A 14,342-nucleotide genomic window follows, 5' to 3' on the forward strand; every position below is an offset into this window, starting at 1 on the left:
TGTGGCAAGTGGCAAGGGCGGGACGCCCAAAGCGGCACTCGCCGGAGAAATTCTCACGTCACCCCATCGACGGATCGATCGCCGTTAGCTTCGGAAGGTGACCTCAGACCGACCCGATGCCCTCATCGTCGGCGCCGGTGTCTCCGGCCTGACCACGGGTGTGCTGCTGGCCGAGAGTGGTCTGCGCGTCCGCCTGCGCGCCGAGCAGGAGCCTTTCGCGAGCAGCTCGGCCGCGGCCGGGGCGATCTGGGATCCGATCTACGCCAATCACGCGCGGGTCGAGCAATGGGCCTCCCGGTCCTACGACGTGTTCACCGAGCTCGCGGTGAGGAGCTTTCCGGGTGTACGCGTCACCGACGGCGTCGAGGCCTCGCGCGTGCCGATACCGACCCCGGGGTGGGCGGTGGGTCTGCCGGGCTACCGCGAGTGCGACCCCGCCGAGCTGCCGCCGGGCTTCGCCAGTGGATGGCACTACACGGCGCCGATCATCGACATGCCCGCCTACCTGCGGGAACTGCAGAAGCGGTTGATCGCCGCGGGCGGGGAGCTGGTCTTCGGCGAGCGGCTGAACAGTCTGGGGGACGCGTTCGCCGACAGTGACGTCGTGGTGAACTGCAGCGGGGTCGGCGCTCGGGAGCTGGTGCCCGATCCGAGTGTGCAGCCGATTCGGGGGCAGCTCGTCGCCGTACGCAATCCGGGCCTGACCGAGTTCTTCGCCGAGCACACCGATGAGCTGGGTGAGATGACCTACCTGCTGCCGCAGGGCGACGTGCTGCTGCTGGGTGGCAGCGCCGAGAAGGGCGAGGCCGAACCGCGGCCCGACATCCGGATCGCCGAGGCGATCGTGAGCCGGTGCAGTGAGATCTTTCCGGCCATCGCCGGCGCCGAGATCCTCGGCCATCGCACGGGCATCCGGCCGTCCCGGCCCGAGGTCCGCGTCGAGCGCGAGGACCTGGGCGGCGGCCGGTACATCGTGCACAACTACGGGCACAGCGGGGCCGGTGTCAGCCTCTCGTGGGGCTGCGCCGACGATGTCGCCTCTCTGGTGCGGCAATAGCCTGACAGGTGTGAAACTCGATGTACTCGTGGTCGGCGCCGGCGTCGCCGGCCTGACCACCGCCATCCGCCTGGCCGAGCAGGGGCTTCGCGTACGGGTCCGGGCCGAGTCGGTGTCGTCGGACACGACGTCGGCGGCGGCCGGGGCGATCTGGGACGCGGAGCTGGCAGAACATCCAGATGTACGGCGGTGGACCGCCACCAGCTTCGACATCCTGGCCGGGATCGCCGGCGACCCGTCGGCGGGCGTGCGGGTGACCGCGGGCGTGGAGGCGTCCCGGACACCGGTGGCCATTCCCGAATGGGCCACCGCGTGCGATCCGGCGGATCTGCCGCCGGGGTTCGTGACCGGTTGGCGGTACAAGGCGCCGGTCACCGACATGCCGAGGTACCTGACATGGCTGGCGGGACAGTTCACCGGCGAGACGGTGACCGGGCGGCTCGACCGGCTCACTGACGGATTCGCGGAGGCGCCGATCGTCGTCAACTGCACGGGCCTGGGCGCGCGCGACCTGGTGCCCGACCCGTCGGTGACGGCGTGCCGCGGCCAGCTCGTGGTCGTCCGCAACCCCGGCCTGTCACGCTTCTTCCTCGAGTACACGGACTTCGTCGAGGAGATGACCTACCTGATCCCCCAGGGCGACGCGCTCCTGCTCGGCGGTTGCGCCGTCTTCGGCAACGAGAGCCTCATCCCCGACCCGGCCATCGCGGAGCGCATCGTCGAACGCTGCGCGAAGGTCTTTCCCGAGGTGGCGGACGCCCCCGTACTAGGTCACCGGGTCGGCCTGCGGCCGATGCGCCCGACGGTCCGCTTGGAGCACGAGGACCTGGGCGCCGGCCACCACCTGATTCACAACTACGGCCACGGCGGCGCCGGCGTCAGCACATCATGGGGCTGCGCCGGCGACGTCGCGGAGATCGTGCGGGGGCTGGTCAGCGGCCCTGGAGGCGTTTGACGTTGTCGCCGAAGGTCCAGCTCTTCGAGCCGTCCCAGTTGATCGACCAGGTCATCAAGCCCTTGATCGAAGGGACGCTGTTGTAGGCCTGGGTGACCAGGGCCGGGGTCATGTAGCCGCCGCCGGCGCCGGGCTGGGCGGGGAGGCCGGGGACCTGCTTGTCGTACGGGATGCGGATCGTGGTGCCCTGGATCGTCAGGCCGTTGTTCAGGCACTGGGTCTGCACGGTGAAGCCCTGGACGGTGCCGGCGGCGTACGAGTCGCCCGAGCAGCCGTACATGGAGCCGTTGTAGTACTGCATGTTCAGCCACCACAGGCGGCCGTTGTCCAGGTACTTCTTGATGATCGGCAGGTATGAGCCCCAGATCGAGCCGTAGGTGACGCTGCCGCCGGTGACGTACGCCGTCTCGGGGGCCATGGTCAGGCCGAAGTTCGAGGGCATCTGGGCCAGCACGCCGTCGATGATGCGGATCAGGTTGGCCTGCGAGGTCGACAAGGTGTTGATGTTGCCGCTGCCGGTGAGGCCGGTCTCGATGTCGATGTCGATGCCGTCGAAGTTGTACTGCTTCAGGATCGGGACGATCGTGGCGACGAAACGGTCGGCGACGGCGGACGAGCTCAGGTCGACGCCGGCGGTGGCGCCGCCGATCGACATCAGGACGGTGGCGCCGGCCGCCTTGGCCGCGCAGATCTCGGCCGCGGTGGGGACCTTGACGCCGGCGTCCATGCCGTTCTCCCACAGCACCGTGCCGTCGGAACGGATCACCGGGAAGGCCGCCATGAGCACGTTGTAGCCGTGCTGCGTGATCCGGCTGTCGTTGATCGGGATCCAGCCCATTCCCGGGTGTACGCCGTTGGAAGCACCGTCCCAGTTCTCCCAGTAACCCTGAAGCACCTTGCCGGCGGGCCGCCCCTTGACCGCGCAACCGGTGGCCGGGGGTGTGGTCGCCGGCGGGGTGGTCGTGGGCGGAGGCGTGGTGGCCGGCGGGGTGGTGGCCGGAGGCGTCGTAGCCGGCGGGGTCGTGGTGGGCGGTGTGGTCGGACCGCCGGTGCACGCGCCGAGGTCCTTCCACAGGGTGGGCGTCGCGGCCGGGTTCCAGCCGGTGCCCGCCCAGGCGGTGTGGGTGACGAGCGCCTGGTAGAGGTGGGCGTTGTAGGTGACCTGCTGCCCGGCCGTGTACGTCGGGCCCTCGCTCCACGTCACCGCCGAGCAGGCGACGGCCGCCGAGCCCGGGCCCGCGACCAGCACTGCCGAGCCGGCCGCCACCGCCACCCCGGTGACCAGCGCTAACACAAGACGACGGACACCCATGGCGACTCCCTCGATGCGTGCGTGACGTGCGACACCCACATCATGGAGTTCACATTCGTAAATATCAAGGGTTCTTAACAGTCAGGGGCAGCCCCAGGTAGGACGCGTAGACGGCCAGGGCATCGTCGGCCGCCCGGCGATCTTTGGCAGTGAAGGAGACCAATGGGTTGACGGTGACCGTGACACCCTTGGCGGTGATCGCCCGCTTCCAGGTCGCCACGACGCGGCCCCGCCGCACCAGCGTCGACTGAAAGACACCATTGCCACCCGGAATGATCGCGGCGATCTGCTCCGGCGTGGCCATCAGAGAGCGGTCCTTGTAGCCGAGCATGTATTCGTCGAAGCCCGGCAACGCCAGCCAGTCAGCGCCCGGTTGGTCAGCACCGCCCGGGGCCACGAGCATTTCGATGCCGTTGACGTCGACTGTCTCCAGGGTGGCGGCGGCTATGCCGGTTTTGCAGTCGGTCATGGTCAGGCCTGTCCAACCGGCGAAGTCCTTGCGGGTGGCGGGGCCGTGGCTCTGGAAGTAGCGCTGGGCTATCAAGGCCAGCGCCTCCTCCCGTGAAGGCCGGCGTGGGGACGGGACCCACTCGTCGAGCAGGACGAAGCTCTGCTCCTTGCCGATGTGGGGGCCGATCACCGTGACGCCGCGCTGGGACGCGTACCAGAGAAGGTGGTAGCCGCGCTGGCCGCCGGTCTCGACGCCCTTCTCGGCCAGCGCCGACAGGCACTGGGCACGGGTCAGCCGACCGCCACCGGCCAGTGCCGTCCCCAGGATGTCGACGGCCCGGTCGGCCTCGGCCTGCGACAAGCCGAGGGACTCCCGGCGCTTGGCGGCGCCGGCGAGCGCGCGCGAACCCATCAGCTCGAGCATCCAGTGGACGTCGGCCGGCGGCACGAAATGGACCGTGCCCCGCATCGGCCACGTCCGCACGGCCTCGCGTCTCTCCACCGCCGCCTCGACGTCGGCCAGCGTGAAGCCGGGCAGCCGGGCCCCGAAGGACCACAGCCCACTGCTCACATCCTGCGCCTGCATGGCCCCGAACCACTCGACCACCTCGGCCACCGAGGTGGCCGGCGGGAACAGCGCGGACATGCGAAGGCCCAGGGCCGCCGTGGAATCCATGACGACGACCCTAGGCCCCCGGTACGACAAAAAGGTGCGACAGAACGGGTCAGCGACCGCGGCCCGCGCGGTACAGCGCGATCAGGTTGTTCGTCGACGAGTCGTCGTCGGCGGCCGGGGCCGACGAGGCGGTCAGTTTCGGAGCGAGCTGGTTGGCCATGACCTTGCCCAGCTCGACGCCCCACTGGTCGAACGAGTTGATCTGCCAGATGGTGCCCTGGGTGAACGTGATGTGCTCGTACAGGGCGATCAGCTGGCCCAGCACGGCCGGGGTCAGCTTCGGCGCCACGATCGTCGTCGTTGGGTGGTTGCCCTGCATCACCCGGTGCGGCGCGATCTCTTCGGACGTGCCCTCGGCGAGGACCTGCTCGAGCGTACGGCCGAAAGCAAGCGCACCGGTCTGCGCGAAGAAGTTCGACATGAACAGGTCGTGCATCTCGCCGATGTCGTGGTTGGGCCGGCTGAAGCCGATGAAGTCGGCCGGGATCAGCTTGGTGCCCTGGTGGATCAGCTGGTAGAACGCGTGCTGGCCGTTCGTGCCGGGCTCGCCCCAGAAGACCTCGCCGGTCTGATATCCCACCGAGCTGCCGTCGAGGCGCACGGACTTGCCGTTGCTCTCCATGGTCAGCTGCTGCAGGTACGCGGCGAAGCGGTGCAGGTATTGCGAGTACGGCAGGATCGCGTGCGACTGGGCGCCGAGGAACGTGTCGTACCAGACGTTGAGCAGGCCCAGCAGGGCCGGGACGTTGCTCTCCAGCGGCTGGGTGCGGAAGTGCTCGTCGACCGTGTGGTAGCCGCCGAGCATGTCGGCGAACTGCTCCTTGCCGATCGCGATCATGACGGAGAGGCCGACCGCGGACGGCAGCGAGTAGCGCCCGCCCACCCAGTCCCAGAAGCCGAACATGTTCGCCGTGTCGATGCCGAAGTCGGCCACCCGTGACGCGTTCGTGCTGACCGCCACGAAGTGCTTGGCCACCGCCGCGTTGTCACCGCCGAGGCCCTTGAGCAGCCAGTTGCGGGCCTCGGTGGCGTTGGTCAGCGTCTCCTGGGTGCCGAAGGTCTTGGAGACGACGACGAACAGGGTGGTCGCCGGGTCGAGGTCGTGCGTCTTCTCGTACAGATCCGTGGGGTCGATGTTCGAGATGAAACGGCATTCGATCTCGGGGGCCTTGTACGCCTTCAGCGCCTCATAGGCCATCACGGGCCCCAGGTCGGAGCCGCCGATGCCGATGTTCACGACCGTCCGGATGCGCTGGCCGGTGTGGCCGGTCCACTCCCCCGAGCGCACCTTGTCGCTGAACGCGCCCATGCGGTCGAGCACCTCGTGCACCTCGGCCACCACGTCCTGTCCATCGACGACCAACTTGGCCGTACGGGGAAGACGCAGCGCCGTGTGCAGCACGGCCCTGTCCTCGGTGACGTTGATGTGCTCGCCGGCGAACATCGCCGTGATGCGCTCGGTCAGCTTCGCCTTGCCGGCGAGCGCCAGCAGCGCCGACACCACCTCGTCGGTGACCAGGTTCTTGCTGTAGTCGACGGTCAGGTCGGCCACCGTGGCGGTGAAGCGCTCGGCGCGCTTCGAGTCGCTGCCGAACAGGTCGCGCAGGTGCACCGCCGAGAACTTCTCCGCGTGGCCCTGCAGCGCCTGCCATTCGGCGCTGTCGGAAACGTGTTCGCTCATTGACCTTGTCTCTCGCTCGAAACCCGGACTCTCATCCTCATCCTGGCACGAATCGGAGCGCGGCGACGGCGACGCAGTGGAGATCACTACCCTCATAGACCGCGCACAGGCCGGCCACAGAGCCGGCACGGCCCCGCCGCCGAGGGTGGGTGCCATGACGACCTTGATGGAACGACCAGCGGCGGCCGCGCCCCGGCATGAGGCCCCGGCCCCTCGCAAACGGCGCCGGTGGCCTGTCCTGGTGCTGCTCGCAGCGACCGCCGTCCTCTATCTGTGGGACCTGAGCGCCTCCGGATACGGCAACAGCTTCTACGCGGCGGCCGCCCAGGCCGGGTCGCAGAGCTGGAAGGCGTGGCTGTTCGGCTCGCTCGACGCCGGCAACGCCATCACGGTCGACAAACCACCGGCCGCCATGTGGGTGATGGGCCTGTCCGCCCGGATCTTCGGCGTGAACAGCTGGTCCATCCTGGCCCCGCAGGCTCTGATGGGTGTGGCCAGTGTCTGGTTCCTGTACGCGGCGGTGAAGCGCTGGTTCGGCACGGCGGCCGGCCTGACCGCAGGGGCGGCGCTCGCCCTCACGCCGGTCGCGGTGCTGATGTTCCGCTACGACAACCCGGACGCCCTGCTCGTGCTGCTGATGACGGCCGGCGCCTACACGACGGTCCGCGCGGTCGAGAAGGCCTCCTGGAAGTGGCTGGCGCTCACCGGCGTCCTGCTGGGCTTCGGTTTCCTGACCAAGATGATGCAGGCGTTCCTCGTCCTGCCCGCGTTCGCGCTGGTCTATCTGGTCGCCGCGCCGACCGGCCTCGGCAAGCGGATCCGTGACCTGCTCGTGGCCGGTCTCGCCCTGGTCGTCTCGGCGGGCTGGTACGTGCTGCTGGTCGAGCTGTGGCCGGCGTCGTCCCGCCCGTACATCGCGGGGTCGACGAACAACTCGCTGTGGGAGCTGGCGCTGGGCTACAACGGCCTCGGCCGCATCCTCGGCGGTTCCGGCAACGGGGGCGGCGGTGGCGGCGGTCAGAACACGTCGTTCGGTGGCGCCACCGGCATCGGCCGTCTGTTCGGCGAGTCGATGGGCCTGGAGATCTCGTGGCTGCTGCCGGCGGCGCTGATCGCGCTGGTCGCCGTGCTGGCGGCGACGTGGACGGCGCCGCGCACCGATCGGGCCCGCGCCTCGATGCTGCTGTGGGGCGGCTGGGTGCTGGTCACCGGCATCACGTTCTCCTACATGAGCGGCACGATCCACCCGTACTACACGGTCGCGCTGGCGCCCGGCATCGCGGCGCTGGTCGGCATCGGCGGGCGGGTGCTCTGGCTCTACCGGTCGCGGCTGTGGGGCCGGGCCGTTCTGGCCGCGATGGTCCTGACGACGGCGGTCTGGGGCTGGGTGCTTCTCGGCCGGGCCGACTGGCTTCCGGTGCTGCGCTGGGCTTCGCTCGCGCTGGGCGCGGTCTTCGCCGTGGCCCTGCTGGTGCCGGCGTCGCGGCTTCGCCGCTGGGGGACGGTCGCGCTGGTCGCGGCGATTCTCTCGGCCGGGGCGGGTGGCGCGGCGTACGCGGCGGCGACGGCCACTGTCGCACACACCGGCTCGATCCCCACGTCCGGGCCGTCGTCGGCCGCCGGCGGCATGGGTGGTGGCGGTTTCGGCCGGGGTACGCAGGGTGGAGCGCCCAGCCGCACCGGAACCCCACCGGGCTCATCGAGCACAACCTCCTCCACCACGGACGGCGCTGCCAACGATGGCGGGGGCGGCCCGGGCGGCGGCATGGGCGGCGGCGCGAGCAGCAACACCGAGCTGAACGCGCTCCTGGAGGCCAGCACCACGAAGTGGAGCGCGGCGGTCAGCGGCGCCACCTCGGCCGCCGACCTCGAACTGGCCACCGGCACGTCGGTGATCGCCCTGGGCGGCTGGAACGGCAGCGACGCCTCACCCACCCTGGAGCAGTTCCAGGCCTACGTGGCCGCCGGCCAGATCCACTACTACATCTCCGGCGGCGGCATGGGCGGAGGCGGCATGGGCGGCACCACCACCGAGTCCGGCAAGATCGCCTCCTGGGTGGCCGAGCACTACACCGCCACCACGGTCGGCAGCACCACTGTCTACGACCTGACCCAGACAGCCACCAGCTGATCGGTCACGACTGGAGCCCCGCGTCCCGCAGGACGCGGGGCTCCTCTTGTCGAACCAAAGTCTTCGGCCCGGATGCCGGCGCTACGGCCCGGTGTCGCACTCAGCTCGCTTCGAAGAGCCCGGAAGGGCTCCGCTGCGGTTGGGTGCCCGACGACGCGTACAACCTCTTCTTGGGTTTCCTAGGAGGCTAGTTCGAAAGGCGCAACCAACAACCGGGTGGCCTCCGAGGCGGGAAGCGGGCGGGAGAGGAAGAAGCCCTGGGCGTAGTCGCAGTCCATGGCGCGCAGGATGGTCAGCTGGGCGGCGTTCTCGATGCCCTCGGCGACCGCGTGCATGCCGAAGCGGTGAGCCAGGCGGATGATCGTCTGGACCAGGGCGCCGTCGGCGGGATCGCCGCCGAGCCGGTCGACGAAGGAGCGGTCGATCTTGAGGATGTCCATCGGGAAGCGGCGCAGGTAGGCCAGTGACGAATAGCCCGTGCCGAAGTCGTCCATGGCGAGGACGACGCCGAGCGCCTTCAGCTCCGTGATCCGGGCCAGGTTCTCGTCGGTGTCGGTGAGCAGGACGCTCTCGGTCATCTCGAGGGTGAGCAGATGCGGCGGCATACCGGTCTCGGCGAGCACGGCGGCGACCGTCTCGGCCAGAGTGCCGGTCTCGAACTGGCGGACCGACACGTTGACCGCCATGTGCACGCCGCCCCACCGCACCGCCTGGCGGCACGCGGTGGCCATGACCCAGCGGCCGAGCGGAACGATCAGGCCGGTCGCCTCGGCGACGCCGATGAAGTCCAGCGGCGGCACCATGCCCCGGGACGGATGCTGCCAGCGGACCAGCGCCTCGAAGCCCACGACCCGGCCGGTACGCATGTCCACAGTGGGCTGATAGTGCAGGACGAGCTCGTCCCGGTCGAGCGCATACCGCAGGTCGTCGGCGAGCGACACCCGCCGCATCAGCTCGTCGTGCATGCTCGGGTGGTAGGCCGTCCACCTGCCGCCGCCGGCGTCCTTCGACTTGTACATGGCGAGGTCGGCGTTGCGCTGCAACTGTTCGATGTCGCTCGCGTCCACGGAGGACGCGATCCCGATGCCTGCCCCGGCGTGCACCTCGCGGCCGTCGATGACGAACGGAGCCTCGAGCTCTTGGAGGATGCGGTCGGCGACAGCCACCGGTGAACCGTCCCGGACGATCACCGCGAACTCGTCGCCGCCGAGCCGGGCGACCCCCGGGTCGGCCGCGCGCAGCCTCTCCGCGACCTGAACGAGCAGCTGGTCGCCGGCCGCGTGGCCGAGGCTGTCGTTGATCTCCTTGAAGCCGTCGAGGTCGAGGAAGAGGATCGCCGCCTCCCCCTCGGCCACGGCCGCGGCCAGCCGTTCGCGGAACAGGGTGCGGTTGACCAGGCCGGTCAGCCCGTCGTGATAGGCGTCGTGGCGCAGGCGCTGCTGGAGGTCGTCGGCCTCGCTGATGTCGCGGGTGTTCAGGACCAGGCCGGCGACGTACGGGTCGTCGAGCAGGTTCGTGATGGTCATCTCGGCCGGCCGGCGCACGCCGTCGGCATGGGGCAGCAGGGCCTCGAAGGTGACGGTCTCGCCCGGCTTGAGCCCCTCGGTCCTGGCCGCGGCCGCCGCCACTCGCTTCCCGACCAGATCCTCGACCCGGTAGCCGAAGAGCCGTTCGACCGAGGAGCTCTGATAACGGACGGTCGCGTCGGCGTCGAGGATCGCCAGCGAGTCGGAGCTCTGCTCGACCAGCGCCCGGAACCGCTCCTCCCGCCGCCGCACCTCGGCCGTACGGTCGGCCACGCGCTCCTCCAGGTCGCGGGCGAGCTGCCGGTTGTCGGCGCGCAGGATCGCCTCGCGGGCCACGATCAGCAGAATCGAGAAGAAGCGGCCCCACGTGCCGAACGCGGTCGGCGTGCCACCGATCGCGAACCAGAAAAGCCCGAGGAACAAAGTCAGGACCACGACGGCGTACGGAAGGAGCAGGCTGAAGTTGCGGCGATGAGCGGCCTGCTCCTGAAGGATCGTCGCTTCGTCGAGCCGGCGGCGCATGGCGATCGAGGCCGCGAACAGCACGAGCAGATAGCCGGCGAGGGCGAGCACGTCACCGTTACCGAGCCGCACCACCATCGCGTCGGCGCACGCCAGCAGGAACACGCCGGTCGAGGTGAGCGCCAGCGCCGTGGCGCCGGGTGTGCCGGGGCGGCAGCGGGCCAGCGCGCACAACGCCACCGCACCGAGGAGCATGTCGGCCACGGGCCGGCCGATCGCGTACGGGTGGCCGGCCGCCAGCGCCTGCTGCATGACGAGGTTCCAGCCGAGCACCAGCAGGGAGGTGGCGATGAGCAGCGCGTCGACCATCCCGCGGAGGCGGGCCAGCCCGGTGCGCGGGGGCCGGGGAACGGCGATCAGGCTGAGGGCGGCCAAGACGATGAGGACCGGCGGCCCGGCGACGAGACCGCCGAGGATGCCCAGGACCAGAGCGGCCCACGCGAGCCGGAGACGGCCTCCGCGGCGCGACACCACGACCAGACCGGCCACGGCAGCGGCCAGCGCGGCGATGGTGGTGACGACGCCCATGCCTGCTTGATCGGGCCCGGCGCGGGGCAGTTGAGACAAACGCGGCGGCTTCCCGTGGGGAAACCGCCGCGCTCGAAGAAGTCAGATCACTTCTTCTTGTTCTTCTTCTTGTCTTTCTTGTCCTTCTTGTCCTTCTTGGACTTCTTCGCCATGGCGGACCCCCTCTCAACGTTCCAACGTCAGTCGTTAACGTTACGGAAAGCTGGGGCTACGGGAAGTCAAACTGAGGTGAACTGTAGGTGTCTGAAGACACCTGGGATTCGCTTGACCTCAGCGATCACGACAGTTTCAGCCGACCTTCACCTTGAAGACCGGGTCGGCGGCGAGCTTCTTGAACGCGGCCAGCGACGTCGCCGTGCTGTTGATGCTGATGTCGCGGTCGCCCTCGTCGTCCTTGGCGGTGTCGAAGTACACGATCGCCTTGATGGCCGGGCGCTTGGCCAGCTCGGGCAGGACGCTCTGGTAGACCGGCGCCTTGTCGGCGGTCTTGCCCACGCGGTGGTAGGCGCCCCACTCGGCGACCATGATCGGCTTGGCGGCGTGCTTGGTGGTGGCCCACTCGTAGAAGCCGGTGCCACCGCCGGTCGGCGCGCGGTCGAGCAGGTCGTTGAACTTGCCGTAGTGGTAGTAGCCCTTCTCGGCGCTCACGTACGAGTCGAGACCCATCCAGTCGACGATGTCGTCACCCGGCCACAGGTCCTTCCACCAGCTCTGCGCCATCCACTTCTCGTTGCCCATGTACGCCATCACGTTGATCACGTTGGTGGCGCCCTTGGCCCGCAGCCGCTCGATGGTGTGGCGGTACATGGCGGCGAAGTCCTTCGCCTCGAAGCCGGAACCGGCCTTGGCCACGACGTCGTTCTCCGGCTCGTGGTTGATGGCGAGGAAGAACTTCTTGCCGTACGCCTTGGCGCGCGCGGCGAAAGCGTCGATGCGCTTGTCCTGCTCGCCCTTGGCGACCTTGGCCCAGTTCGAGCCGTAGGCGATCTTCCAGTTGGTCAGCAGCACGCGCGGGCTGGCGGCGTCCGAGGTCATCGCGATCTCGGCCTTGGTCGGGAAGAGCTCGTCGCCCTTGTGGTACGTGTGGAAGATGGTCGAGGTGCGGCCGCTGAGCTTCTCCCAGTCCTTCAGGGCCTGGTCGCGCGGGGCGTCGGTGAAGCCGCCGGCCGCCGCGCCCCAGAGGACGCCGCAGGTGGGGACGAGCTTGTCACCGGTGACGCAGTCGCCGGTGGCCGGCTTGGGCGCCGCCACCACTGGCGGCGACGTGTCGCCTTCCGTGGTGACCTCGAGGACCGGCGCGCCGGTCTTCGACTCGGCCGAGTTGAAGCGCATGACCGAGGCGGCCGAGGTCAGGGCGAAGGCGTACGTGCCCGGCCCGGTGACCGACTTGCCGAGGTCGACGGAGAACGTGCCGTTCGGGGTGGCGGTGCCGACGACGGCGCCGAGCGCGGGCGCGGTGGCGCCGGTCAGCTTGCCCTCGGTCCACGTCGTGTTGGTGACCTTGCGGACGCTGAGCTGGCCGGCGAACTTCGCCTGCGCGGTCAGGGTCAGACGGGCCGACGCGACCTTGGTGCCGGCCGGGACCGCGAACTTGAGGAAGGAGGTCTTGGTCTCCTTGCCGAGGACGCCGGCGACCAGCTTGTCCTCGGCGCCGAAGACGGTGCCGGTGCGCACGTTCGAGACGTACGCGTCGTCACCGGCGGCGAGCTTGATCGTCGCGCTGGTGCCGGCGACGGCCGTGGTGCCGGTCAGGGCGGTGGCGCCCGCACCGGCGAGCACGGCGGTCAGGACCGAATACCTCTGCAGCTTCGAACGACGCACCTTCGACTCCCCCTGCTGTGTCCGGCACCGTGTGGCCGGGCATGGGAAAGAGATTCCGTGCCGCCCGGTGCGCGCTCGGTGCCCCGCACGGTGCGGTCAGGTTGCGGTGGTCGTTTTCCTCAACTTGCGCTTTTCTCCTCCGGTCGGGTAGCCAGACAGGATGATGCCGATCATCGACGGGCACAACGACCTGCCCATGCAGCTACGCGGACGCTACGGATACGCGGTCGAGGGCCTGGACGAGCCCCGGCCGGAGTTGCAGACGGACATCCCGCGTCTGCGCGCCGGCGGGGTGGGCGGGCAGTTCTGGTCGGTGTACGTGCCGGGCGACCTGGGCGAGCCCGAGGCGGTGGTGGCGACGATGGAGCAGATCGACGCCGTCTACCGGATGGCGGCGGCGTATCCGGACGACTTCGCCATCGCCTACAGCGCGGACGACGTCACCCGCGCCATCTCGTCCGGAAAGATCGCGTCTCTGATCGGCATCGAGGGCGGGCACAGCCTGGCCACGTCGCTGGGTGTCCTGCGGGCGTTCGCCCGGCTGGGCGTGCGCTACGTGACGCTGACCCACAACGAGAACCTCTCCTGGGCCGACTCGGCGGTCCGCGAGCCGCAGGTGGGCGGCTTGAACGACGAGGGCCGCGCGGTGGTCCGCGAGATGCAGCGCATCGGCGTGCTGGTCGACCTGTCGCACGTCGCCCCGGTGACGATGCACGCGGCCCTGGACACGGCTTTCGCCCCAGTGATCTTCAGCCATTCCGGCGTACGGGCCCTGCACGATCACCCGCGCAACGTCCCCGACGACGTGCTGACCCGCCTGCGCGACAACGGCGGCGTCATCCAGCTCACCTTCGTGGCCCCGTTCGTCTCCCCCGAGGCCCGCGCCTGGTCGGCCGCCGCCGACGAGGAGCTGACCCGCCTGGGCCTGCCCACGGCGGGCTGGCCCAGGGCGCCCCGCCCCGGCCAGGAGCCGTCGACGGTCCAGGACTGGCCCGGCCCCGACCCGCTGGAACACCCGTCGTTCGCCCCGTGGCTGTCGGCCAACCCCCGCCCACCGGTCCCGGCCACGCTGGTGGCCGACCACGTGGAACACGCCCGGGACGTGGCCGGCGTGGACCACGTGGGCCTGGGCGGCGACTTCGACGGCACGACGGAACTCCCCGACGACCTGCGCGACGTGTCCGGCTACCCGCGCCTGCTCGCGGAGCTGTCCACGAGAGGCTGGTCCCAGCCCGAGCTCGACAAGCTCACCGGCGGCAACATCCTCAGGGTCCTCCGAGAGTCGGAACGCCTGGCCCAGGAGCCCCTCTGGCCCCTGTCCCCCGCCCGCTGACCCGCTTTCCCCTCCCGCGCCTTTCGCCTCCCGCGCCGCCTCTCGCCTCCCGCGCCGCCTCCTTTCCCGCGGCGGCGCGGGATCGGCTCACCCCTTCTTTCTCGCGGCTCTTCTTCCTCGCGGCCTTCTCGCTCGCCGCCCTTCTCGCTCGCGACCCTTCTCGCTCGCGGCCTTCTCGCTCGCGGCCCTTTCTCGCTCGCCGCCCTCCTTGCTCGCGACCCTTCTCGCTCGCCGCCCTCCTTGCTCGCGACCCTTCTCGCTCGCCGCCCTCCTTGCTCGGACCTTTCTCGCTCGCCGCCCTTTCTCGCTCGCCGCCCTCCTTGCTCGCGAACCTTCTCGCTCGCCGCCGC

At 69.9% G+C, this 14,342-nt stretch carries 9 protein-coding genes; 4 read left to right on the forward strand and 5 right to left on the reverse strand.

The window, feature by feature from the left end; genetic code table 11:
- The first annotated feature begins 97 nt into the window (after positions 1–97).
- Both CRP55_RS22115 and CRP55_RS22120 read left to right on the forward strand, forming a co-directional pair.
- Positions 98–1,057, forward strand: a complete 960-nt coding sequence (locus tag CRP55_RS22115; protein ID WP_097322019.1) for an FAD-dependent oxidoreductase — start codon at positions 98–100, stop codon at positions 1,055–1,057.
- A 10-nt stretch (positions 1,058–1,067) separates the two neighbouring features.
- Positions 1,068–2,012: an FAD-dependent oxidoreductase gene (locus CRP55_RS22120; protein WP_245923284.1), complete on the forward strand. Its 945-nt coding sequence runs from the start codon at positions 1,068–1,070 to the stop codon at positions 2,010–2,012.
- Here CRP55_RS22120 and CRP55_RS22125 read toward each other — a convergent pair.
- The 3 genes from CRP55_RS22125 to pgi form a co-directional block, all read right to left on the reverse strand.
- Positions 1,990–3,324, reverse strand: a complete 1,335-nt coding sequence (locus CRP55_RS22125; RefSeq protein WP_097322020.1) for a glycosyl hydrolase family 18 protein — start codon at positions 3,322–3,324, stop codon at positions 1,990–1,992. The genes CRP55_RS22120 and CRP55_RS22125 overlap by 23 nt on opposite strands.
- Before the next feature lie 64 nt (positions 3,325–3,388).
- Entirely contained in the window at positions 3,389–4,450 is a 1,062-nt protein-coding gene (locus CRP55_RS22130) for a winged helix DNA-binding domain-containing protein (RefSeq protein WP_097322021.1), read from the reverse strand.
- A 49-nt stretch (positions 4,451–4,499) separates the two neighbouring features.
- The gene (pgi, locus tag CRP55_RS22135; RefSeq protein WP_097322022.1) at positions 4,500–6,131 is read right to left on the reverse strand and encodes a glucose-6-phosphate isomerase; all 1,632 of its coding nucleotides are present in this window, start codon (positions 6,129–6,131) and stop codon (positions 4,500–4,502) included.
- A gap of 154 nt (positions 6,132–6,285) precedes the next feature.
- On the opposite strand from pgi, the gene CRP55_RS22140 reads away from it, so the two are divergent.
- Positions 6,286–8,262 (forward strand): glycosyltransferase family 39 protein, encoded by a 1,977-nt coding sequence (locus tag CRP55_RS22140; RefSeq protein WP_097322023.1) that lies wholly within the window; start codon positions 6,286–6,288, stop codon positions 8,260–8,262.
- A gap of 179 nt (positions 8,263–8,441) precedes the next feature.
- Here CRP55_RS22140 and CRP55_RS22145 read toward each other — a convergent pair whose 3' ends face one another.
- Entirely contained in the window at positions 8,442–10,838 is a 2,397-nt protein-coding gene (locus CRP55_RS22145; protein WP_097322024.1) for a putative bifunctional diguanylate cyclase/phosphodiesterase, read from the reverse strand.
- 288 nt (positions 10,839–11,126) lie between these two features.
- Complete coding sequence (locus CRP55_RS22150) at positions 11,127–12,659, reverse strand: CBM96 family carbohydrate-binding protein (RefSeq protein ID WP_097322025.1); 1,533 nt, start codon at positions 12,657–12,659, stop codon at positions 11,127–11,129.
- 160 nt (positions 12,660–12,819) lie between these two features.
- Here CRP55_RS22150 and CRP55_RS22155 point away from each other — a divergent pair, with 160 nt between their 5' ends.
- Positions 12,820–13,992 carry a dipeptidase gene (locus tag CRP55_RS22155; protein WP_097322026.1) on the forward strand — a complete coding sequence of 391 codons (1,173 nt, stop codon included), beginning with the start codon at positions 12,820–12,822 and terminating at the stop codon, positions 13,990–13,992.
- The last annotated feature ends 350 nt before the right edge of the window (positions 13,993–14,342 follow it).

Origin of the sequence: Paractinoplanes atraurantiacus (assembly GCF_900215205.1) — a bacterium.
Classification (GTDB): Bacteria; Actinomycetota; Actinomycetes; order Mycobacteriales; family Micromonosporaceae; genus Actinoplanes; species Actinoplanes atraurantiacus.

What these genes read in the sequence shown, in the direction of transcription:
- CRP55_RS22130 (WP_097322021.1), bottom strand. Translation starts at nt 4,450, where the DNA reads ATGGATTCCACGGCGGCCCTGGGCCTTCGCATGTCCGCGCTGTTCCCG.
- CRP55_RS22125 (WP_097322020.1), bottom strand. Translation starts at nt 3,324, where the DNA reads ATGGGTGTCCGTCGTCTTGTGTTAGCGCTGGTCACCGGGGTGGCGGTG.
- CRP55_RS22145 (WP_097322024.1), bottom strand. Translation starts at nt 10,838, where the DNA reads ATGGGCGTCGTCACCACCATCGCCGCGCTGGCCGCTGCCGTGGCCGGT.
- CRP55_RS22140 (WP_097322023.1), top strand. Translation starts at nt 6,286, where the DNA reads ATGACGACCTTGATGGAACGACCAGCGGCGGCCGCGCCCCGGCATGAG.
- pgi (WP_097322022.1), bottom strand. Translation starts at nt 6,131, where the DNA reads ATGAGCGAACACGTTTCCGACAGCGCCGAATGGCAGGCGCTGCAGGGC.
- CRP55_RS22155 (WP_097322026.1), top strand. Translation starts at nt 12,820, where the DNA reads ATGATGCCGATCATCGACGGGCACAACGACCTGCCCATGCAGCTACGC.